Source organism: Streptomyces sp. NPDC006368 (assembly GCF_040612535.1).
Taxonomy (GTDB): Bacteria; Actinomycetota; Actinomycetes; order Streptomycetales; family Streptomycetaceae; genus Streptomyces.
This window is the reverse complement of the sequence record NZ_JBEXQK010000031.1, coordinates 54314-75944: the sequence shown is the minus strand read 5'-3', so window position 1 is coordinate 75944 and position 21631 is coordinate 54314. Positions and strand designations below refer to the sequence as shown.

Here is a 21631-nt window from a genome sequence, read left to right as displayed (position 1 = left end):
GGCCGGGGGGAAACCCCGGCCCGCCCGCGCGGCGGCCTGTGTGTGATCAGCCGAGGGAGGTCATCACGTGCTTGATGCGCGTGTAGTCCTCGAAGCCGTACGCCGACAGGTCCTTGCCGTAGCCGGACTTCTTGAAGCCGCCGTGCGGCATCTCCGCGACCAGCGGGATGTGGGTGTTGATCCAGACGCAGCCGAAGTCGAGCGCCTTGGACATCCGCATGGCGCGGGCGTGGTCCTTGGTCCAGACGGAGGAGGCGAGCGCGTACTCGACGCCGTTGGCGTACGCGAGCGCCTGCTCCTCGTCGCGGAACGACTGGACGGTGATGACGGGGCCGAAGACCTCGTTCTGGATGATCTCGTCGTCCTGCTGGAGGCCGGAGACGACCGTCGGCGCGTAGAAGTAGCCCTTGTCGCCGACCTGGTGGCCGCCCGCCTCGACCTTGGCGTGGGCGGGGAGGCGGTCGATGAAGCCCGCGACCTGCTTGAGCTGGTTGGCGTTGTTGAGCGGGCCGTACAGCACGTCCTCGTCGTCCGGCAGGCCGGTCTTGGTGTCGGCGGCGGCCTTGGCCAGCGCCGCGACGAACTCGTCGTGGATGGACTCGTGGACGAGGACGCGGGTGGCGGCCGTGCAGTCCTGGCCGGCGTTGAAGAAGCCCGCGACGGAGATGTCCTCGACGGCCTTGGCGATGTCGGTGTCCTCGAAGACGACGACCGGCGCCTTGCCGCCCAGCTCCAGGTGGACGCGCTTGACGTCCTTGGCGGCGGACTCGGCGACCTGCATGCCGGCGCGCACGGAGCCGGTGATGGAGGCCATCGCGGGGGTCGGGTGCTCGACCATGGCGCGGCCGGTCTCGCGGTCGCCGCAGATGACGTTGAAGACGCCCTTGGGGACGATCGAGCCGATGATCTCGGCGATCAGCACGGTGGAGGCCGGCGTGGTGTCCGACGGCTTGAGGACCACGGTGTTGCCCGCGGCGAGCGCCGGGGCGAACTTCCAGACGGCCATCATCATCGGGTAGTTCCACGGCGCGACCTGCGCACAGACGCCGACCGGCTCGCGCCGGATGATCGAGGTCATGCCCTCCATGTACTCGCCGGCCGAGCGGCCTTCGAGCAGTCGCGCCGCGCCCGCGAAGAAGCGGATCTGGTCCACCATCGGCGGGACCTCTTCGGTGCGGGTGAGCGCGAGGGGCTTGCCGGTGTTCTCCGACTCGGCGGCGATGAGATCCTCGGCGCGCTCCTCGAAGGCGTCGGCGATCTTGAGCAGTACTTTCTGGCGCTCGGCGGGCGTGGTGTCGCGCCAGGCCGGGAACGCGGCTGCGGCGGCCTCCATGGCGGCGTCGACGTCGGCCTGCCCGGAGAGCGGAGACGTGGCGTACACCTCGCCGGTGGCCGGGTTGACCACATCGATGGTCCGTCCGTCGGCGGCGTCCCGGAACTCCCCGTTGATGTAGTTGCGCAGACGACGCAGCTCGGTGGTCACGTGCCACCCCTCCTGTCGATCTCAAGCTCTCGGTGTCCACGTGGTGGACACTCACGCGGTGAACTCCCACCCTAGACGCTCAGGCGACGCTTTCGACAGGCCCGCCGCTCAGCAACTTCGGATTCAGTGGGATTTGATCTCCGGCGCAACGGATTCCCTCGGTTTGGGGTTGCGCAAGTGACGAGACTCGGTGCACAGTGAAGACGTGGCCAGCCGAAGCGCAGAGTCCAGGACCGGAAACGGATCGTCCCCCGCGATCGATGCCGTGTCCCTGGCGATCATCGAACAGCTCCAGGAGGACGGACGCCGTCCGTACGCCGCGATCGGCAAGGCCGTCGGCCTCTCCGAAGCGGCCGTGCGCCAGCGCGTCCAGAAACTCCTCGATCAGGGCGTCATGCAGATCGTCGCCGTCACCGACCCGCTGACCGTCGGCTTCCGCCGGCAGGCGATGGTCGGGATCAACGTCGAGGGCGACGTGGAGCAGGTGGCGGACGCTGTGACGGCCATGGCCGAGTGCGAGTACGTGGTGATGACCGCGGGCTCCTTCGACCTGATGGTGGAGATCGTCTGTGAGGACGACGACCACCTGCTGGATGTGATCAACCGGCGCATCCGCACCCTCCCCGGCGTGCGCTCCACCGAGAGCTTCGTCTACCTCAAGCTCAAGAAGCAGACCTATATGTGGGGAACCCGATAGCCGTGAGCAAGGACCTCTCCAAGACCGCCTACGACCACCTGTGGATGCACTTCACCCGCATGTCGTCGTACGAGAACAGCCCCGTGCCGACCATCGTCCGCGGTGAGGGCACGTACATCTACGACGACAAGGGCAAGCGCTACCTCGACGGCCTCGCCGGCCTGTTCGTGGTCCAGGCGGGCCACGGCCGCACCGAGCTCGCCGAGACCGCGTACAAGCAGGCCCAGGAGCTCGCCTTCTTCCCCGTGTGGTCCTACGCCCACCCGAAGGCCGTCGAGCTGGCCGAGCGCCTCGCCCACCACGCCCCCGGTGACCTGAACAAGGTCTTCTTCACCACCGGTGGCGGCGAGGCGGTCGAGACCGCCTGGAAGCTGGCGAAGCAGTACTTCAAGCTGGTCGGCAAGCCCACCAAGTACAAGGTCATCTCGCGTGCGGTCGCCTACCACGGCACCCCGCAGGGTGCCCTGTCGATCACCGGCCTGCCGGGCCTGAAGGCCCCCTTCGAGCCGCTGGTCCCCGGCGCGCACAAGGTGCCGAACACCAACATCTACCGCGCCCCGATCTTCGGCGACGACCCCGAGGCCTACGGCCGCTGGTGCGCCGACCAGATCGAGCAGCAGATCCTGATGGAGGGCCCCGACACCGTCGCCGCGGTCTTCCTGGAGCCGGTGCAGAACGCCGGTGGCTGTTTCCCGCCGCCGCCCGGGTACTTCCGGCGCGTGCGCGAGATCTGCGACCAGTACGACGTGCTGCTCGTCTCCGACGAGGTCATCTGCGCCTTCGGCCGCCTCGGCACGATGTTCGCCTGCGACAAGTTCGACTACGTGCCGGACATGATCACCTGCGCCAAGGGCATGACCTCGGGCTACTCCCCGATCGGCGCGTGCATCATCTCCGACCGCCTGGCGGAGCCGTTCTACAAGGGTGACAACACCTTCCTGCACGGCTACACCTTCGGTGGTCACCCGGTCTCCGCGGCCGTGGGCCTCGCCAACCTCGACATCTTCGAGCGCGAGAACCTCAACCAGCACGTCCTGGACAACGAGGGTGCCTTCCGCTCCACGCTGGAGAAGCTGACCGACCTGCCGATCGTCGGCGACGTGCGCGGCAACGGGTTCTTCTACGGCATCGAGCTCGTCAAGGACAAGGTCACCAAGGAGTCCTTCTCGGACGAGGAGACCGAGCGCGTGCTCTACGGCTTCCTCTCCAAGGCGCTCTTCGACAACGGCCTGTACTGCCGTGCCGACGACCGTGGCGACCCGGTCATCCAGCTGGCGCCGCCGCTGATCTCGAACCAGTCCACGTTCGACGAGATCGAGCAGATCCTCCGGGCCACCCTCACCGAGGCCTGGACCAAGCTCTGATCATCAGACCGTAGGCTGAACGCGGCCCGGGTTTGCTCCTTCCGAGTGAGAAGGGCGACCCGGGCCGCGTGCTATTAGTACACCCGGTCATGTATCCCTACGGTGCGCAGTGACCGATCGGCCTGTCCTTCGTTCCCCCAAACGGGGGAACCAGATACCGAGCTGAGACCGAGGTGTACGCCATGGTGGCCCCGCCGGACAACGACGTGCTGTGGGCACGTTCCCTCCACCACTCCCTGGGCGGCTCCCCCGCGCTCAGCGGTGTCTCCCTCGGCGTACGCGAGGGCGAGATCCTCGCCGTGAGCGGCCCGCGCGGATGTGGAAAAACGACTCTGCTGCGCTGCCTGTCCGGGCAGCTCGCCCCTCAGGAAGGCGAGGTCTGGTTCAACAGCGCCCCCGTCCACACCATGAGCGCGCTCCAGCGCGAGCGGCTGCGCCGTGACCGGTTCGGCTGGATCGACCCGCGGCCCGCCCTGGTCCCCGAGCTCAACACCTGGGAGAACGCCGCGCTCCCGCTGCTGCTGCGCGGCTCCTCGCACCGCGCCGCCAAGGCCGCCGCCATGGAGTGGCTGGAGCGGCTCGACATCGGCGACTGCGCGCGCAAGCGGCCTACCGCGCTGCCGCAGGCCCAGCGCCAGCGCGTCGCCGTCGCCCGCGCCCTCGTGGCCATGCCCGCGGTCCTCTTCGCCGACGAGCCGACGGCGCCCCTGCACCAGGCCGACCGGGCCCAGGTCCTGCGCACCCTGACCGCCGCCGCCCGTTCCCACCGCATCACCGTCGTCCTCGCGACGCACGACACGGACGTGGCCGCGGTCGCCGACCGCACGATCCACCTGCTCGACGGGCGGCGCGTCAACTCCGTACGGCTCCACGAGGCGGAGGGGCGCGACGCGTGCTCGCTCTCCGTCTAGCCCTGGGCACCCACCCACTGGTCCTGCTGCGCAGACTGCTCGTCACGGCCGCGTCCGCCGGGGTCGGCTTCCTGCTGCTGTGCGCCCTCGGGTACGCCGTCGGGCACCCCGGCGAAGCACCGGCGGCCCTGCGCCGCCTCCTGTGGTGCCTGCTGCCGCTCGCGGCGACCGCGCACCTCGCCGTCGCCGTCGCCCGGACGGACTCCGCCCTCCGCCCGCGCACAGGGCTCTCCGCGGTGGGGCTCGGCCCGGCGCAGCTGGCCGTGCTCGCCGCCACCTCGACCGCCGTGTCCTGCACTCTCGGCTCGGCCGTCGCGCTCCTGGTCTTCCTGCACCTGCGGGGCGACCTGACGGGCCTGCCGTTCGACGGGGCCGCCTCCGAACTGCTGGCCGCCGGACGACCACTGCCGCTGGCCGGGGCGGTGACGCTGCTCGCCGTCGTCCCGCTGGTCGCGTCCCTCGCGGCGGCCGTGGCGCTGCGCCCGCGCCGCAAGCCCCTCCCGGACGAGGGCGCCGCCGCCCGCGCGGAGCGCCGCGAACCGCGGCGCCCGTCGGCCGCGCCGACCGCGCCGGCCGGGCTGCCGTGGGGCGTGGCCCTGATCGCGGTGGGCCTGGCGGTCGAGACGTACGCGGCCCGGGGCGCCTCCGGCGGGGTGGCGGCGCTGCCGCTGCCGGGGGGTCTCGGCGCCGGACCGTCCGGGGTGCTCGCCGGCTGGGTGCTCGCCGCCGTGGGCCTCGCCCTGGCCGGGCCGGGCGTCACCCATCTGTGCGGGCGCGTGCTCCAGGCGCTGCGGCCGGGCGCGACCCGGCTGCTGGCCGGGCGGGCCCTGATGGAGGAGGCGCGGCGCATCGGCCGGCCGCTGGGCGTGGCGTGCGCGGTGGCGTCGGCCACGATCACGGCTACCACGCTGTACGGGGACGGCGGCGCGCGTCCGTTCGGTCCGCTGACCGGGCTCGGCGCGGGGCTGGTGATGGCGTGCACCACGGCGACGCTGCTCACGGCCGCGCTGGAGTCCCGGCAGACCCGCTTCGACACGAAGGACGCGCTGCTGCGGCTGGGCGCGTCCCGGGCGCTGCTGCGCATGGCGGTGGCCCTGCGGGCGCTGACGCTGCTGGTCGTGTTCGCGCCGCTGACATGGGCCGTGGCGGCGCTGGCGGCGCTGCCGCTCGCGGCGCGCTGACGCGCCCCACTCACCGGCCCCGGCGCGCCGGACGAGGTGATGACGGCGGTTTCCCCCGCGCCGAGGACCGGCGGGCGACCAGCAGCGCGGCGGCCGGGAGCGGCATCGGGCCGGCGAACCGGAGGTGCGGTGCCGCCTCGCGCGGCGCCTCCCGCGCCGCCGCCGTACGGCCACCCCGGCCGCAGGACGCCGTGCCCGCGCCGGCCGCCTCCCCCGGCACGGCGTCCTGCGGCGCGGGTCCTCGGGCCGGAGCCGGTGTCGTCCGGCGTGAGCGGATGTCCTGATCCGGGGGGCGTGTGTCCTGCCGGTCCCTCCCGGGGCGGTGCCGGAACACGGTTGGGTGGGGGTGCGCCCCGGCCTCACCCCACCACACACACCACACCACCGGAGGAATCCATGACCGCCGTCGCCGGCGTCACCGTCCCCGACAGCCGCCTGACCCGCGAGGCCACCGAGCTCGTCCGGGAGGCGGCCTCGCCGACCGTCTTCCACCACTCGCGCCGGGTCTTCTTCTGGGGCTCCCTGCGCGGACTGTCCCGCGGTCTGAAGGCCGACCCCGAGCTGCTGTACGTCGGCGCGCTCTTCCACGACCTCGGGCTGACCGAGCGCTACCGCCGCGACGACCAGCGGTTCGAGATCGACGGCGCCGACGAGGCGCGCCGGTTCCTGCACCGGCACGGCATCGAGCCCGCCGCCGCCGACCTCGTGTGGCAGGGCATCGCGCTGCACACCACCCCCGAGATCCCGTGGCGCATGGCGCCCGAGGTGGCGCTCGTGACGGCGGGCGTCGAGGTCGACGTCCTCGGCATCGGCCTCGACGAGATCGACGCGCGGGCCCGCGACGAGGTCGTCGCGCTGCACCCGCGTCCGGACTTCAAGCGGCGGATCCTCGCCGCGTTCACGGACGGCATCGCGCACCGGCCGCACACGGCGTTCGGCACCGTGAAGGCGGACGTGCTCGAACGCTTCTCGCCGGGCTACGAGCGGGAGGACTTCGTCGACGTCATCCTGGACTCCGCCTGGCCGGAGTGAGGACCGTCCCGCCGGGCCTCGCCCGCGGGTTCACCGTGAACGTCGGCACGGTCGGCGCGGTCGGCGGACTCGTACCGCGAGCGGCGCCTGCCCGCCGGCCCGTGTTTCCGTCGGTGGCGACCGCCCGTGGTCTGCCGTTCCGCAGGGCCTATCGTGGCGGGCATGGCGCACACACCCCGGCACGGCCACGACCGCGAGATCGAGACGCTCCAGGAGTTCGACGAGGTGGCCGCGCGCGGCAGTCTCGTCGGGTACCGCCTCCAGTCCGTCGACCTGACGGAACGTTCAAGCGCGCTGCTCGCCCTCCCGGCGACGGGCGCCGTCTTCCTCGGCTGCCCGATGCCGCCGGACGCGGCGGCGAAGGTGCGGGCCGACGGGGCGCTCGTCTTCCCGCCCGTACCGGACCTGCCGTTCGACCCGTACCGGGGGCTGCTCTACTCCCCCGACGAGCTGTTCGCCGGCCTCGCCCGGCAGGGGTACGAGGGGACGCCGGACGCCCTCACGTACGCCTGGTTCCAGCGGACCAAGACCGACGGTGACATCTTCGGGTCGATGCTGCGCGCCGTGCACGACGACGCGGTCTCCGACGCGCTGGACGAGCACCTCGACGGCGCGCGCGTGGTCGGCGTGATGGGCGGACACGCCATGGCGCGCGGCACGGACGCGTACGCCGGTGCCGCCCGCCTCGGCCGGAGCCTGACCCGCGCGGGGCTGACCGTCGCGACGGGCGGCGGGCCCGGTGCCATGGAGGCGGCCAACCTGGGCGCGTACGCCGCGCCGCACGACGACGCGATGCTGGACGAGGCGCTGCTGCTGCTCGGCAAGGAGCCGTCGTTCGCCCCGTCGGTGGGCGACTGGGCGCGGGCGGCCTTCGAGGTGCGCTCCCGCTGGCCGGAGGGCGGCGGCTCGGTCGGCATCCCGACCTGGTTCTACGGCCATGAGCCGCCGAACGCCTTCGCGTCGCACATCGCCAAGTACTTCGCGAACGCCACCCGCGAGGACGGCCTGCTGGCCCGGTGCGACGCGGGTGTGGTCTTCCTGCCCGGCGCGGCCGGCACCGTCCAGGAGGTCTTCGACAACGCCACGCCCAACTACTACGAGTCGCGCGGCGAACCCACCCCCATGGTCCTGGTCAACCGCACCCACTGGACGGAGCACCTGCCCGCCTGGCCGCTGCTCCGGGCACTCGCCGCGGGCCGCTCCATGGAGCCGCGCATCGCGCTCGTCGACAGTGTGGAGGAGGCCCCGGAGGCGCTGCTGCGGCTAGCCGCCCAGTAGGCCCGGCGAGGGTGACGTAGGTGCGGCCCCAGCTCCACTCCGTACGTGTCCGGTCCCTGCCCTTCTCGCCCATGGCGCGGGCGGTGTGGCGGTCCGTCAGCCTCCGGACGAGCCGCTCGGTGACCGCCGCGGTGTCGCGGCCGTCGACGACGTGGCCGCTCTCGCCGTCCCGTACGGCGTCGGGGGCGCCGCCCGAGTCGCCCGCGTCCCGCGGATCGGGGCCATGAACGTGCTCGTCCGAACCCCGCGCCGTGCGGTGGCCTCGCCCGCGTACCCCCGGGTCACCGGGGCCGCGCTCACCGGCTGCACCGTCCGGAACGGTGCGTCCGCGAGCGCGTGACGGCGAGCCGTGGCGCGTCCGCGAATGCCCGGCCCCGCAGGCAACGTCCGGGCCCGTCCGCACGTCTGGCAGGGGTAACCACCTGACCGACGAACGGAGCCCACGTGCTCATAGGACTGTTGACGGCCGTCGCGGCCTCGATCTGCTACGGCACGGGCTCGGTCCTGCAGGCTGTCGGATCGCGCAAGTCCGCCCGGCGTGAGGCCGCCGCGGGGCTCACCACCCAGCACGGCGGCCCGTCCCTGTCATCGACCGCCAAAGCGGCGATGACCTGGGAGTTCGCCGTCGGTACGATCCTGGATTTCGTCGGTTTCGGGCTGGGGGCGCTGGCCGCGCGGACGCTGCCGCTGTTCCTGTCCCAGACGGTGATCAGCGCGAACCTGGTGATCACCGCCGTACTGAGCGTGAAGCTGCTCGGCATCCGGCTGACCCGCGCCGAGTGGACCTCGATCGGCGTCGTCTGCTCGGCGCTGGTGCTGCTGGCCACGGCGGCGGGTCCGGAAGGCAGCGGGCACACGCCGATCGCCACGCACTGGTGGCTGCTGGCCGTGTCGCTGCTGCTGATGGTGGGCGGCACGGTCGTCGTACGGCTGCTGGGGGCGCGGGCGGCGATCCTGGCCGGCCTCCTGTCCGGTCTGGGGTTCGGGGCGCTGGGAGTCGGCGTGCGCGTGCTGAACGGCGTCGACCCGTTCGACCCGCGCGCCCTGTCGGCGGATCCGGCGCTGTACGCGATCCTCGTGGCCGGGGTCGGCGGGATGTACCTGCACACGGTCGCGCTCCAGATCGGCTCGGTGAACGGGGCGACCGCGGCGCTGGTGGTCGGTGAGACCGTGCTGCCGGGCATGGTCGGCGTGCTGTGGCTGGGGGACGCGTCACGGCCCGGGTTGGCGTGGATGGCGGTGCTGGGCTTCGTGCTGGCGGTGGCGGGCGCGGTCGCGGTGGCGTGGTTCGGTGCGCCGGAAGGGGAGCCGGAGCCGGTGGGGGACGAGCCCCGGCAACTCGCCCGCGTCGGCTGAGCGGCCCCCTCGTAGACTCCCGGCAGGGGGAGATGAGACATGGGGCTACGGCTCAAGATAGGTGCCACGATCACCGCGACCGCCGCGCTCGCCGCTCTGGTGACGGGGGTTCAGGTGCCGCGGTTGATGGAGGACCGGGGCCGGGACCAGGCGATGGAGCGGCTCATCGTCGCCGAGCGGGTCTACCGGGAGGACGGCCGGGCCCGCTTCGGGCTCCGGATCAACCCGTCCGACGCGCCCGACGAGCTGCGCCGTACCGTCCGCCAGGGGCGTCGCGCCACCTATGTGCAGGCGTACGGTGACCGTCGCATGATCTGGGCGGCGACCTGGGCCGGTGACGACCTCCTTGCGCTCAAGCAGTTCGAGGACCCGCTGTCGGACGAGCTCCAGGCCGGTATGTTCCGGGCGGGCGCCGTCGGTACGGCGGTCGCCACCCTCATCGGCCTGCTGCTCGCGACCCGGCTGGGCCGGCGGCTGCGCCTGTCGGCGCGGCGGGCCGAGCAGATCACCGGCGGCGACCTGGAGGCCCGGCTCCCCCAGTCGGGGCGGGACGAGATCACCACCCTCACCCGGGCCGTGAACACCATGGCGGACGCGCTGGCGGAGCGGCTGCGCGCGGAGCGCCAGGTGACGGCGAACATCGCGCACGAGCTGCGCACGCCCGTCGCGGGGCTGGTCGCCGCTGCCGGGCTGCTCCCGGACGGCAGGGCCGAGTCGATGGTGAGGGAACGGGTCGCGCGGATGCGGGATTTGATGGAGGACGTCCTTGAGGTCGCCCGCCTCGACAACGGCGGCGAGGAGGCCGACGTACGGCTGGTGGAGCTGGGGGGCCTCGCCCGGCGTGCGATCCGGGCGGCCGAGACGGGCCAGGACGTACGCCTTGACATCGTTGCCGACGCGCTGGTGGAGACCGACGCGCGGCGGGTGGAGCGGGTCCTCGCGAACCTGGTCAGCAACGCCCTGCGGCACGGCTCCGCGCCGGTCGTGGTGGAGGTCGAGGGCGGCGCGGTCCGGGTCCGCGACCGGGGCGCCGGCTTCCCCGAGCACCTGCTGGCGCACGGGCCCCGGCGCTTCCAGACCGGCGCGGTCGGCACCGGGCTCGGCCTCGGAATGACGATCGCCGCCGGTCAGGCGCGGGTGCTGGGCGCCCGGCTGACGTTCACGAACCCGGAAGGCGGCGGTGCCTGCGCCGTACTGGACCTGTCGGCGTCGGTACGGGACGACGCGCGGCGCAACGTGCCCGACGAGCCTCCCGGGGGCTGACGCCCGTCAGTCCAGCACCACCACCTCGTGGGCCGCGAACGTCACCCCGACCACCGCCCCCTCCTCCGGCGCGTCGCGCAGCGCGCACTCCGCCTCCAGGAGCGGGCCGGCGTCCGGGCGGAGCCGTACCGCGACGTGGTGGCCCCGGAACGTACGCCCGTCGACCGTGCACCGCAGCCCCTCGGCCGGGTCTCCGAGCCGAACCCCGGCGGGCCGCACCAGCAGCCGCGCGGCGCCCTGCGGCGTACCGGTGGGTACCGGGACCTCGCCCCACGCGGTGGCGGCGGCGTCGCCGCTCACCGTCGCCTCGGCCACGTTGTCGAAGCCGAGGAAACGGGCGACGAACTCGGAGGACGGTCGCTGCCACACGTCCAGCGGGGTGCCGCTCTGCTCGACGCGCCCGTCCCGCATGACCACGACCCGGTCGGCCAGCGCGAACGCCTCGCCCTGGTCGTGCGTGACGGCGAGCACCGTCGTACCGAGCCGTGCGAACAGATGCCGCAGTTCACCCACGAGCCGTTCGCGCAGCCCCCGGTCGAGCTGGCCGAGCGGCTCGTCGAGCATGAGCAGCCGGGGGCTGGGGGCGAGCGCGCGGGCCAGGGCGACGCGCTGCTGCTCACCGCCGGAGAGGGCGGCCACGGAGCGCCGTTCGGCGCCCGGCAACCCGACGAGATCCAGCAACTCCCGCACCCGGTCGGCCTGTTCCCGCCGCGACTCGCCCCGCATGCGCAGCCCGAACGCGACGTTGCCGCCCACGTCCCGCTGTGGGAACAGCTGGTGGTCCTGGAACATCAGCCCCACGCCGCGCCGGTGCACGGGCACGCCCGCCTGGTCGGCGCCGCCGAGCAGCACCCGCCCGGCGTCCACCGGCTCAAGACCCGCGACGACCCGCAGCAGGGTCGACTTGCCGCTGCCGCTCGGGCCGAGCACGCACACGATCTCGTGGTCGGCGACGTCCAGCGACACCGCGTCGAGCGCGGTGCGCGATCCGAACCGTACGGTCACGCCGTCAAGACGCAGCATGTCAGAACTCTCCGGAGCGTTCGGTCGGACGGATGCGTTCGAGCAGCAGCAGCGCCACCGCGCACACCACCATCAGGATGGTCGACAGGGCCATGGCCTGGCCGTAGTTGAGCTCGCCGGGCCGGCCGAGGAGCCGCGCCACGGCCACCGGCAGCGTCGGGTTGTCGGGCCGGGCGATGAACACGGTGGCGCCGAACTCCCCCAGGGACACGGCGAAGGCGAACCCGGCGGCCACCAGCAGCGCCCGTCGCACCAGCGGCAGGTCCACCTCGCGCCACACGCGCCACGGCGACGCGCCGAGCACCGACGCCGCCTCACGCAGCCGCGCGTCCACCGCGCGCAGCACGGGCAGCATGGTCCGTACGACGAAGGGGACGCCGACCAGCGCCTGGGCGAGCGGCACCAGGATCCACGACGAGCGCAGATCCAGCGGCGGCTCGTCCAGCGTGATGAGGAAGCCGAAGCCGACGGTGACGGCGGACACGCCCAGCGGCAGCATCAGCAGCGCGTCGAAGCCGCGTACGAGCCGCCCGGCCCGCCGCCGGGTCACCGCGGCCGCCGCCAGCCCGCCGATCACGAGCGCGATGGCGGTCGCGGCGAGCGCGTACCGGAGCGAGTTGCCGATGGCCTCCACCGGCGGTACGAGGAAGGTCCCGCCACCCGCGCCGGCGTCCTGGAGCGCCCGGTAGTACGTGAGCCCGTCCGGCCCGCCGAAGGACCGTGCGACGAGGACCGCCAGTGGCAGCAGGAGCAGCAGCGCCACAGTGAGCAGCACGGCGCCGAGCAGCGCCCACTGCCCGGCCCCCCGGGGCCTGCGGGCGGTGCCCGCCGCGTCCACGAGCCTCAGCGCGGTCTCCCGTCCGCGTACCGTCCGCGTGTGCACCGCGAGGATCGCGCCCACCGCCACGAACTGCACCAGGGTCAGCACCGCCGCCGTGGGCAGGTCGAGCAGCTGCGCGGTCTGCCGGTAGATCTCCGCCTCCAGCGTGGCGTACGCGGGCCCGCCGAGGATCTGGACGATGCCGAAGGAGGTGTACGTGAAGAGGAAGACCATCAGCGCGGCGGCGGCCACGGCGGGGGCGAGCGCGGGCAGCGTGACGCGCCGCCACGCCCCGAGCCGGGAGGCGCCCAGCACCCGCGCCGCCTCCTCCTGCCGCGGGTCGAGCTGCGCCCACAGGCCGCCGACCGTGCGGACGACGACGGCGTAGTTGAAGAAGACGTGGGCCAGGAGGATCGCCCACACGGTGGTGTCCAGCCGTACGCCCCACAGCTCGTCGAGCAGCCCGCCGCGCCCGACGAGCGCGAGGAAGGCGGTTCCGACGACGACGGTCGGCAGCACGAACGGCACGGTGACGACGGCCCGCAGCACCTGCTTGCCGGGGAAGTCGAGGCGGGCGAGGACGTACGCGCCGGGCAGCGCGACCAGCAGGGTCAGCGCCGTCGAGGCGCACGCCTGCCAGGTGGTGAACCACAGCACGTCCAGGATGTCCGGGCGGCTCAGCACCTCGCCGAGCCGCCCGAACCGCCAAACGCCGTCCGTCCTCAGGCCGCGCCCGACGATCGCGGCGACGGGGTAGGCGAAGAAGACGGCGAAGAACACCACGGGCAGGGCCATGAGCCCCGCCCGCAGCGCCCCGCCCTTGACGTCCTTTACTTCAGGACGAGCGAGGACCACGACTGGATCCACTGGTCACGGTTCTCGGCGATCTTCTCGGGGGCCACGGTGTGCGGCTTGTCGACCGTCGCGCCGTGCCGGGTGAACAGCTCCGGCAGCGTCGCGTTCTTGATCACCGGGTTCACGAACATCTGCAGCGGCATGTCCTCCTGGAACTTCTCGCTGATCAGGAAGTCGATGAGGGCCTTGCCGCCGTCGGGGTTCTTCGCGCCGGTGAGCAGGCCGGCGAACTCGGTCTGCCGGAAGCAGGTGCCGGTGGAGACCCCGGTCGGCGCCTCGGCCGGCCGCGGGTCGGCGTACAGCACCTCGACGGGCGGGCTGGAGGCGTAGGAGACGACGAGCGGCCGGTCGCCCTTGGCCTTCTTGCCGCCGGCGGAGCCGGAGAACTCCTGGTTGTAGGCGAGCTCCCAGCTGTCGACGACCTTGACGCCGTTGGCCTTCAGCTTCTTCCAGTAGTCCTGCCAGCCCCCGTCGCCGTACTGGGCCGCCGTACCGAGCAGGAAGCCGAGGCCGGGCGAGGACCGCTCCGGGTTCTCGACGACGAGAAGGTCCTTGTAGGCGGGCTCGGCGAGGTCGTCGAAGGTCTGCGGCGGCGCGAGCTTCTTGTCGGCGAAGTACTTCTTGTCGTAGTTGACGCAGATGTCGCCGCTGTCCACGGGGGTGACGCGGTGCTTGTCCTTGTCGAGCTGCACGGCGTCCTGGACCTGGTCCAGGCCCTTCGCCTCGTACGGTTCGAAGAGCCCGTTGTCGAGCGCGCGGGAGAGCAGGGTGTTGTCGACGCCGAAGAAGACGTCGCCCTGCGGGGCGCCCTTGGTGAGGACGGCCTTGTTGACGGCCTCGCCGGCGTCGCCGCTCTTGAGGACCTTGACGGTGTAGCCGGTCTGCTTGGTGAACTCCTTCAGGACGGCCGGGGAGGCGTTGAAGGAGTCGTGGCTGACGAGGGTCACGGTCTTCGACTTCGTACCGCCGTCGCCGGACGCCTTGTCCGAGTCGCCGCCGCAGCCGGTGAGCGTGGTGACGCCCAGCGCGGCGGCCAGCGTGCCGACCGCGATCTTCTTGGTGGTGCTCACTGAGATTCCTCCTGGGTATGACCAGGAAGAGACGCGGCCCTGCCCACCCGTCGGGCGGGTGGGCAGGGCGCAACAGCTCGAGTAACGACCGAACTTCCTACCCAGAATGACCTGGGCGAGGTTCAGAGGGTCTGCAGCCGCCGTGCTTGTTCCCAAGCGTGTGCCGCACTCTCAGCGCTGTGGCGCTCCCCTGTCGGAATATGCAGATGTGTTCGAGCCCAGACTACAAGGTCAGCGCTCTGCCGCCGCGAGCTGTCCACAGGCGCCGTCGATCTCCTGACCGCGCGTGTCGCGGACGGTGACGGGCACGCCGTGGGCGGCGATGGCCTCGACGAACGCCTTCTCGTCCTCGGGGCGCGACGCGGTCCACTTCGACCCGGGGGTCGGGTTGAGCGGGATCAGGTTGACGTGTACCCGCTTGCCCTTGAGGAGGCGGCCGAGCAGGTCACCGCGCCAGGCCTGGTCGTTGATGTCGCGGATGAGCGCGTACTCGATGGAGACGCGGCGGCCGGACTTCTCGGCGTACTCCCAGGCGGCGTCCAGTACCTCGCGGACCTTCCAGCGCGTGTTGACGGGGACGAGGGTGTCGCGCAGCTCGTCGTCGGGGGCGTGCAGCGAGACGGCGAGGCGGCACTTGAAGCCCTCGTCGGCGAAGCGCAGCATGGCCGGGACGAGGCCGACGGTGGAGACGGTGATGCCGCGCTGCGAGAGACCGAGCCCGTCGGGCTCGGGGTCGGTGAGGCGGCGAATGGCGCCGACGACCCGCTTGTAGTTCGCGAGCGGCTCGCCCATGCCCATGAAGACGATGTTGGAGAGGCGGGCCGGGCCCCCGGGGACCTCGCCGTCGCGCAGGGCCCGCATGCCGTCGACGATCTGGTGCACGATCTCGGCGGTCGACAGGTTCCGGTCGAGCCCGGCCTGGCCGGTGGCGCAGAAGGGGCAGTTCATACCGCAGCCGGCCTGCGACGAGATGCACATCGTCACGCGGTCCGGGTAGCGCATGAGGACCGACTCGACGAGCGTGCCGTCGTGCAGCCGCCACAGGGTCTTGCGGGTGGTGTCGTCGTCGCACGAGATGTGCCGTACGACCCTCATCAGGTCGGGCAGCAGCTCGGCGGCGAGCTTCTCGCGCGACGCGGCGGGGATGTCGGTCCACTGGGCCGGGTCGTGGGCGTACCGAGCGAAGTAGTGCTGGGACAGCTGCTTGGCGCGGAACGGCTTCTCGCCGATGGCGGCGACGGCTTCCTTGCGCTCGGCGGGCGTCAGATCGGCGAGGTGACGCGGGGGCTTCGTGGCTCCGCGAGGCGCGACGAATGTCAGTTCTCCCGGGACGGGGCGTGCCATGACCTGGTACTCCTCAGTAAAGACGAGGCCGCGGTCCTGAGCCGGGAGACCTCACCGGATGATCCCCGCGGTGCGCGGGGCCGAAAGGGCCCGCCGCCTCGACGCGACGAGCCCTTCCAGGGTAACCGGATCCCGATTCAGCCTGTTCCGACGAAGACCACCAGCGACAACCACACCACCGGCGCCGTCGGCGACAGCGAGTCGAGCCGGTCCATACCGAGCCGATCCGCGGCTACCGCCGCCTGGCACCGTGGCCCTCCGTCACCCCGCTCCGACAAAGACCACCAGCAACAACCACACCACCGGCGCCGTCGGCAACAGCGAGTCGAGCCGGTCCATGATGCCACCGTGGCCCGGGAGCAGCGTGCCCATGTCCTTGATGCCGAGGTCGCGCTTGATCATGGATTCGCCGAGGTCGCCGAGCGTGGCGCTCGCCGCGACCGCGAGGCCGAGCAGCAGGCCCTGCCACCAGGTGCCGCCGTCGATCGCGAACTCCATGCACAGCGCGCCCGCCGCCATCGCGAAGGTCACCGCGCCCAGGAGCCCCTCGCGGGTCTTGCCGGGGCTGATGCGCGGCGCCAGCTTGTGCGTGCCGAAGCGCCAGCCGACCGCGTACGCGCCGGTGTCGCTGACCACCGTCAGGAGGAGGAAGGTGAGCACCCGCCACGGGCCGTCGTCCGCGGTGAGCATCAGCGCCACGAACGTCGCCAGGAACGGTACGTAGAACGCGGCGAAAAGCCCCGCCGTGACGTCCCTGAGGTAGCCCTCGGGCGGTTCGGTCATGCGCCAGACGAGCACCGCCAGCGCGGTGAGCGCCATGGCGACCCAGGCGCCTTCCGCGCCCCGCACGTAACCGGCCACGACCATCGCCGCGCCGCCGACCGCGAGCGGCACGAGCGGCACCTTGATGGACTTGCGCTCCTGGAGGCGGGAGGTCAGCTCCCACAGTCCGACGACGACCGCGACCGCGATCACGCCGACGAACACGGCCTTGACGACGAAGAGCGACGCGAGGATGACCACGCCGAGGCCGACCCCGACCCCTATGGCGGCCCGCAGGTCCCGGCCGGCCCGCTTCTTCTGCTGCGGCCGGTTCGGCGGGCCCGGCTGCTCCGGAGGCTGCGGTGCTCCCGACGGCGGGATGGGCATGGGCTCCTGCGGCATCTCGTCACGGACCGGGGGACCGCTCAGCGGAGCGGTCCCCCGGTCACGGTGGTCGTCCTGGTATCCGCCGGGCGCGTCCGGGGCGTCCCGGACGTCCGGCACGATGGGCATGGGCCGCGTCTGCTGCGCCTCACGCCCATCGTATGCGGGACCCGCCGGGGTCGCCGGGGCGTGCCCGGCAACGAGCCCCTGGTCGGGCGGACCCCAGTGACCGCCTCTCGGCGGGGTCCCCCAGGATGAGTCGTTCATCAGACCTCGAGGAGCTCGGCTTCCTTGTGCTTGAGCAGCTCGTCCACCTGCGTGACGTACTTCGCGGTGGTGTCGTCGAGCTCCTTCTCGGCACGCCGGCCCTCGTCCTCGCCGACCTCGCCGTCCTTGACGAACTTGTCGATGGTCTCCTTGGCCTTGCGGCGCACGGAGCGGATCGAGATCTTGGCGTCCTCGCCCTTGGTCTTGGCGACCTTGATGTACTCGCGGCGGCGCTCCTCGGTCAGCTCGGGGAACACCACCCGGATGATGTTGCCGTCGTTGCTCGGGTTGACGCCGAGGTCCGAGTCGCGGATGGCCTGCTCGATGTTGCGCAGCGCGCTCTTGTCGAACGGGGTCACCACGGCCATGCGCGGCTCCGGCACGGAGAACGACGCCAGCTGGTTGATCGGCGTGATCGCACCGTAGTAGTCGGCGACGATCTTGTTGAACATGGCCGGGTGCGCACGACCGGTACGGATCGCGGCGAAGTCCTCCTTGGCGACCAGGACGGCCTTCTCCATCTTCTCCTCTGCTTCGAGGAGGGTCTCTTCGATCACCACTTGCTCCTGCGTGTCTTGAGTAGGCGCGTCTTTACGCTCTGCACGGTGTCCGACCGGCAGGGCTTTGTCCATCCCCGGATCAGGGCACCGGGGGACGAGACGGGTCGTGTCCGGTCGGGCCGGTCAGGTCCGGGTGCCCTGGTCGCTCACGAGAGTGCCGATCTTCTCACCCTTCACGGCGCGGGCGATATTGCCCGCGGCGAGCAGTTCGAAGACGAGGATCGGCAGGTTGTTGTCGCGGCAGAGAGTGATGGCGGTGGCGTCCGCGACCTTGAGGTCGCGGGAGAGCACCTCGCCGTACTCCAGCGCGTCGAACTTCACCGCGCCCGGGTTGGTCTTCGGGTCGGAGTCGTAGACGCCGTCCACGCCGTTCTTGCCCATGAGCAGCGCCTCGGCGTCGATCTCCAGGGCGCGCTGCGCGGCGGTGGTGTCGGTGGAGAAGTAGGGCATGCCCATACCGGCGCCGAAGATGACGACGCGGCCCTTCTCCAGGTGGCGAACGGCGCGGAGCGGGATGTAGGGCTCGGCGACCTGCCCCATGGTGATGGCCGTCTGGACCCGCGAGTCGATGCCCTCCTTCTCCAGGAAGTCCTGGAGAGCGAGGCAGTTCATGACCGTACCGAGCATGCCCATGTAGTCGGAGCGTGCCCGGTCCATGCCGCGCTGCTGCAGCTCGGCCCCGCGGAAGAAATTGCCACCGCCGATCACTACGGCGATCTCCGCGCCGTCGCGTACGACCGCGGCGATCTCGCGTGCGATGGCGTGTACGACGTCGGGGTCGACGCCGAGGCCGCCGCCGCCGGCGAACGCCTCACCGGACAGCTTCAGCATGAAGCGGCCGGCCTTTTTGCCGTGGATGTCGTCGCCCTGTGCGGCGCCCTGATTCATGGAGATCTCCTCGTGCACATACGAAGAAGGCCATTGCCGGGGTACTGGTGGTCCCTAGCGGCAATGGCCTCCTCGTCAGATCTGCGGGCGTCCGGCGCTCACGCGGCCGACGTCCACGTGGGAAACCCTAGCGGGCCGCCCTGTCGATCGCGTACCGGCTCAGATGCCGACCTTGATGCGGCTGAAGCGCTTCAGGGTGACACCGGCCTCGTCCAGGATCTGCTGGACGGACTTCTTGTTGTCGAGCGCGTACGGCTGGCCGAGGAGGGTGGCCTCCTTGAAGAAGCCGTTGACGCGACCCTCGACGATCTTCGGCAGCGCGGCCTCGGGCTTGCCCTCGGCGCGCGTGGTCTCCTCGGCGACGCGGCGCTCGGCCTCGACGACCTCGGCCGGAACGTCCTCGCGGGAGAGGTACTTCGGGGCGAAGGCGGCGATGTGCTGCGCGACACCCTTGGCGATCTCGGCGTTCTCCTTGTCGAGCTCGACGAGAACACCGATCTGCGGGGGCAGGTCCGGCATGGTCCGGTGCATGTACGCGGTGACGTAGCCGCCGGAGAACTGCGCGAAGCGGTCCAGGACGATCTTCTCGCCGAGGTTGGCGTTGGCCTCGTCGACGTACGCCTGGACGGTCTTGCCGGGCTCGATCTCGGAGGCGAGCAGCGCCTCGATGTCGGCCGGGGCGGTCTTGGCGACGTGCTCGGCCAGGGCCTGGGCGACGCTCTGGAACTTCTCACCCTTGGCGACGAAGTCCGTCTCGCACTTCAGCTCGACGAGGACACCGGAGGTGTTGTCGTCGGCGATGAGGGAGACGACGGCGCCGTTCTCGGCGGAGCGGCCCTCGCGCTTGGCGACGCCCTTCTGGCCCTTGATGCGCAGGGCCTCGACGGCCTTGTCGACGTTGCCGTCGGACTCGTCGAGCGCCTTCTTGCAGTCCATCATGCCGGCGCCGGTGAGCTCGCGGAGCTTCTTGACGTCAGCGGCGGTGTAGTTCGCCATGATCTGTGAATCTCTCTCGAAGTCTGGAAGATCTACGAAGATCTACGGGTGGACGGCGGGAGCTTCGTGGGCCCCCGCCGTCATCCGAACCTGAAAGGGTCAGGCCTGCTCGGCGTCCGCGGCCGGAGCCTCGGCAGCCGGAGCCTCGGCGGCGGGGGCCTCGGCGGCGGGGGCGTCCTCGGCCGGGGCCTCGGCAGCGGCCTCGGCCGGCTTGTCGGCGGCCTCGTCGGACTCCGCCTTCTTCTCGCCACCCTCGAGCAGGTCGCGCTCCCACTCGGCCAGCGGCTCGCCGGCGGCCTTGTCGCCCGGCTTCTGGTCGCCGGTCGCGGCGCCGGAGCGGGCGATGAGGCCCTCGGCGACGGCGTCGGCGATCACGCGGGTGAGCAGGGTGACGGAGCGGATCGCGTCGTCGTTGCCCGGGATCTTGTAGTCGACCTCGTCGGGGTCGCAGTTGGTGTCGAGGATCGCGACGACCGGGATGTGGAGCTTGCGCGCCTCACCGACGGCGATGTGCTCCTTCTTGGTGTCGACGATCCAGACGGCGCTCGGCACCTTCTGCATCTCGCGGATGCCGCCGAGGGTCTTCTCCAGCTTGGCCTTCTCGCGCGAGAGGACCAGGAGCTCCTTCTTCGTCAGGCCGGACGCCGCGACGTCCTCGAAGTCGATCTGCTCGAGCTCCTTGAGGCGCTGCAGACGCTTGTAGACGGTGGAGAAGTTGGTGAGCATGCCGCCCAGCCAGCGCTGGTTGACGTACGGCATACCGACGCGCGTCGCCTGCTCGGCGATGGCCTCCTGGGCCTGCTTCTTGGTACCCACGAACATGATGGAGCCGCCGTGCGCGACGGTCTCCTTGACGAACTCGTAGGCGCGGTCGATGTACGACAGCGACTGGAGCAGGTCGATGATGTAGATGCCGTTGCGCTCGGTGAAGATGAAGCGCTTCATCTTCGGGTTCCAGCGACGGGTCTGGTGACCGAAGTGGACGCCGCTCTCCAGCAGCTCCCGCATCGTGACGACGGCCATGGCCGTATCTCCTTGGTTCTCGGTTATGTCCTGACGCCCCGACGCGCTGCTGCCACGGAGGACCGAAGAGCGCTGCCACGACTTTTGAGGGCGGTGGCGGGGCGTGCGAAGTCGACCCGGTGACCCGGGTCGCCAGAAGAAGTGTACGGGACCTTGGCAGTGACGGGTGACGGCGTTGTCCACAACGCCCCCGCCGTCCACAGGCCCGAGCGCCGGGACGCCCGCGCACCGAGAGTGGTCCCATGCGGACACTCATGTTGACCCTGCTCCTGGCGGCCCTCGGCACCCTGTCCGGTCCCGTGGCGTCCGGGACGGCCTCCACGAACCCGGCCGCTTCCAGGGCTCCGGGGGCTTCCCGGGACCTGGCTGCTTCCGGGACTCCAGTGGCCATCGGGGCTTTCGAGGCCCCCTTGGGGACGGCGACCTCCGGGGCCTCCCGGGCCACCTGGGCCTCCCGGGCCTCCGGGGCCACGGGGGCTACCGGGGGCACGGCGGCCTCGGGGTACTTCCGGGCCACCACGGCTTTCGGGGCCACCGGGGCCTCCCGGGCCTCCGAGGCCTATCTGCCCGACGTCGCCGCCACCTGGCCCGTGGGCCCGCCGCGGCCGACGGTCGTCCGTGGCTGGGAGCCTCCGGCCTCGCCGTACGGGCCGGGTCACCGCGGCGTGGACCTCGGTGCCGCGCCCGGTGCCCCGGTACGGGCGGCGGCCTCGGGCACGGTCTCCTTCGCCGGCCCGGTGGCGGGCCGCGGCGTCCTGACGATCGCCCACGCGACCCCGGGGACGCCCCTGCGCACCTCCTACGAGCCGGTCCAGCCCCTGGTCCGCACGGGCGCCCGGGTCACGGCGGGCCAGGTGGTGGCCCGGCTGACCACCGCGCGGCCCCACTGCGCGCCGACGTGCCTGCACTGGAGCCTCCGCCATGGAGACACCTACCTGAACCCGCTGTCGCTCCTCCCGCCGCATCTCCTGCACCGCCCACCGTCCCGCCTGCTGCCCTTGCCGCCCGGGTAGGGCGGACCGGGCGGCGGGACCGGGCGCCGGGACCGGAGTGGGTGCGGACGGGAAGGACCGG

Annotated in this window: 20 protein-coding genes and 1 riboswitch; of the genes, 10 read left to right on the top strand and 10 right to left on the bottom strand. The window is 71.9% G+C overall.

All coding sequences use genetic code 11. The features are described 5' to 3' along the window. Positions 1–46: 46 nt before the first annotated feature. Entirely contained in the window at positions 47–1483 is a 1437-nt protein-coding gene (locus tag ABZZ38_RS21820) for a gamma-aminobutyraldehyde dehydrogenase (RefSeq protein ID WP_356742415.1), read from the bottom strand. 190 nt (positions 1484–1673) lie between these two features. Here ABZZ38_RS21820 and ABZZ38_RS21815 point away from each other — a divergent pair, with 190 nt between their 5' ends. The 9 genes from ABZZ38_RS21815 (at position 1674) to ABZZ38_RS21775 (ending at position 10565) form a co-directional block, all read left to right on the top strand. Then, the gene (locus ABZZ38_RS21815; protein ID WP_356742413.1) at positions 1674–2180 is read left to right on the top strand and encodes an Lrp/AsnC family transcriptional regulator; all 507 of its coding nucleotides are present in this window, start codon (positions 1674–1676) and stop codon (positions 2178–2180) included. After that, positions 2165–3544: an aspartate aminotransferase family protein gene (locus ABZZ38_RS21810; RefSeq protein WP_356742411.1), complete on the top strand. Its 1380-nt coding sequence runs from the start codon at positions 2165–2167 to the stop codon at positions 3542–3544. The genes ABZZ38_RS21815 and ABZZ38_RS21810 overlap by 16 nt, the downstream gene beginning before the upstream one ends. A 182-nt stretch (positions 3545–3726) precedes the next feature. Then, the gene (locus tag ABZZ38_RS21805) at positions 3727–4455 is read left to right on the top strand and encodes an ATP-binding cassette domain-containing protein (RefSeq protein ID WP_356742409.1); all 729 of its coding nucleotides are present in this window, start codon (positions 3727–3729) and stop codon (positions 4453–4455) included. After that, positions 4437–5636 (top strand): hypothetical protein, encoded by a 1200-nt coding sequence (locus tag ABZZ38_RS21800; protein ID WP_356742407.1) that lies wholly within the window; start codon positions 4437–4439, stop codon positions 5634–5636. The genes ABZZ38_RS21805 and ABZZ38_RS21800 overlap by 19 nt, the downstream gene beginning before the upstream one ends. 396 nt (positions 5637–6032) lie before the next feature. Next, positions 6033–6668: an HD domain-containing protein gene (locus tag ABZZ38_RS21795; RefSeq protein ID WP_356742405.1), complete on the top strand. Its 636-nt coding sequence runs from the start codon at positions 6033–6035 to the stop codon at positions 6666–6668. A 162-nt stretch (positions 6669–6830) separates the two neighbouring features. Further along, positions 6831–7946 (top strand): Rossmann fold nucleotide-binding protein, encoded by a 1116-nt coding sequence (locus ABZZ38_RS21790; protein WP_356742400.1) that lies wholly within the window; start codon positions 6831–6833, stop codon positions 7944–7946. Between the two features lie 85 nt (positions 7947–8031). Then, positions 8032–8286: a hypothetical protein gene (locus ABZZ38_RS21785; protein ID WP_356742426.1), complete on the top strand. Its 255-nt coding sequence runs from the start codon at positions 8032–8034 to the stop codon at positions 8284–8286. Between the two features lie 104 nt (positions 8287–8390). After that, on the top strand, positions 8391–9302 hold the full coding sequence (locus tag ABZZ38_RS21780; protein ID WP_356742396.1) for a hypothetical protein: 912 nt from the start codon (positions 8391–8393) through the stop codon (positions 9300–9302). A 39-nt stretch (positions 9303–9341) separates the two neighbouring features. Continuing rightward, positions 9342–10565 (top strand): HAMP domain-containing sensor histidine kinase, encoded by a 1224-nt coding sequence (locus ABZZ38_RS21775; protein WP_356742391.1) that lies wholly within the window; start codon positions 9342–9344, stop codon positions 10563–10565. Positions 10566–10571: 6 nt separating this feature from the next. Here the strand turns inward: ABZZ38_RS21775 and ABZZ38_RS21770 are convergent, their stop codons facing one another. The 9 genes from ABZZ38_RS21770 to rpsB all read right to left on the bottom strand — a co-directional run bounded on the left by ABZZ38_RS21770 (position 10572) and on the right by rpsB (position 20557). After that, entirely contained in the window at positions 10572–11588 is a 1017-nt protein-coding gene (locus ABZZ38_RS21770; RefSeq protein ID WP_356742388.1) for an ABC transporter ATP-binding protein, read from the bottom strand. Position 11589: 1 nt separating this feature from the next. Next, positions 11590–13203 (bottom strand): iron ABC transporter permease, encoded by a 1614-nt coding sequence (locus ABZZ38_RS21765; protein WP_356742424.1) that lies wholly within the window; start codon positions 13201–13203, stop codon positions 11590–11592. A gap of 35 nt (positions 13204–13238) precedes the next feature. Beyond that, positions 13239–14333: a thiamine ABC transporter substrate-binding protein gene (locus ABZZ38_RS21760; RefSeq protein ID WP_356742386.1), complete on the bottom strand. Its 1095-nt coding sequence runs from the start codon at positions 14331–14333 to the stop codon at positions 13239–13241. 76 nt (positions 14334–14409) lie between these two features. After that, positions 14410–14535, bottom strand: a riboswitch (TPP riboswitch). Between the two features lie 29 nt (positions 14536–14564). After that, the gene (rlmN, locus tag ABZZ38_RS21755; protein WP_356742383.1) at positions 14565–15677 is read right to left on the bottom strand and encodes a 23S rRNA (adenine(2503)-C(2))-methyltransferase RlmN; all 1113 of its coding nucleotides are present in this window, start codon (positions 15675–15677) and stop codon (positions 14565–14567) included. Positions 15678–15938: 261 nt separating this feature from the next. Beyond that, positions 15939–17090 (bottom strand): phosphatidate cytidylyltransferase, encoded by a 1152-nt coding sequence (locus ABZZ38_RS21750; protein WP_356742380.1) that lies wholly within the window; start codon positions 17088–17090, stop codon positions 15939–15941. Further along, on the bottom strand, positions 17090–17647 hold the full coding sequence (frr, locus tag ABZZ38_RS21745; RefSeq protein WP_356742376.1) for a ribosome recycling factor: 558 nt from the start codon (positions 17645–17647) through the stop codon (positions 17090–17092). The genes ABZZ38_RS21750 and frr overlap by 1 nt, the downstream gene beginning before the upstream one ends. A gap of 126 nt (positions 17648–17773) precedes the next feature. After that, positions 17774–18538, bottom strand: a complete 765-nt coding sequence (gene pyrH / locus ABZZ38_RS21740) for a UMP kinase (protein WP_356742373.1) — start codon at positions 18536–18538, stop codon at positions 17774–17776. Between the two features lie 159 nt (positions 18539–18697). Further along, entirely contained in the window at positions 18698–19534 is an 837-nt protein-coding gene (gene tsf, locus ABZZ38_RS21735) for a translation elongation factor Ts (protein ID WP_356742370.1), read from the bottom strand. A gap of 99 nt (positions 19535–19633) precedes the next feature. Further along, positions 19634–20557, bottom strand: a complete 924-nt coding sequence (gene rpsB / locus ABZZ38_RS21730; RefSeq protein WP_356742367.1) for a 30S ribosomal protein S2 — start codon at positions 20555–20557, stop codon at positions 19634–19636. A 242-nt stretch (positions 20558–20799) separates the two neighbouring features. Here rpsB and ABZZ38_RS21725 point away from each other — a divergent pair, with 242 nt between their 5' ends. Next, complete coding sequence (locus ABZZ38_RS21725; RefSeq protein WP_356742365.1) at positions 20800–21570, top strand: M23 family metallopeptidase; 771 nt, start codon at positions 20800–20802, stop codon at positions 21568–21570. Positions 21571–21631 lie beyond the last annotated feature (61 nt).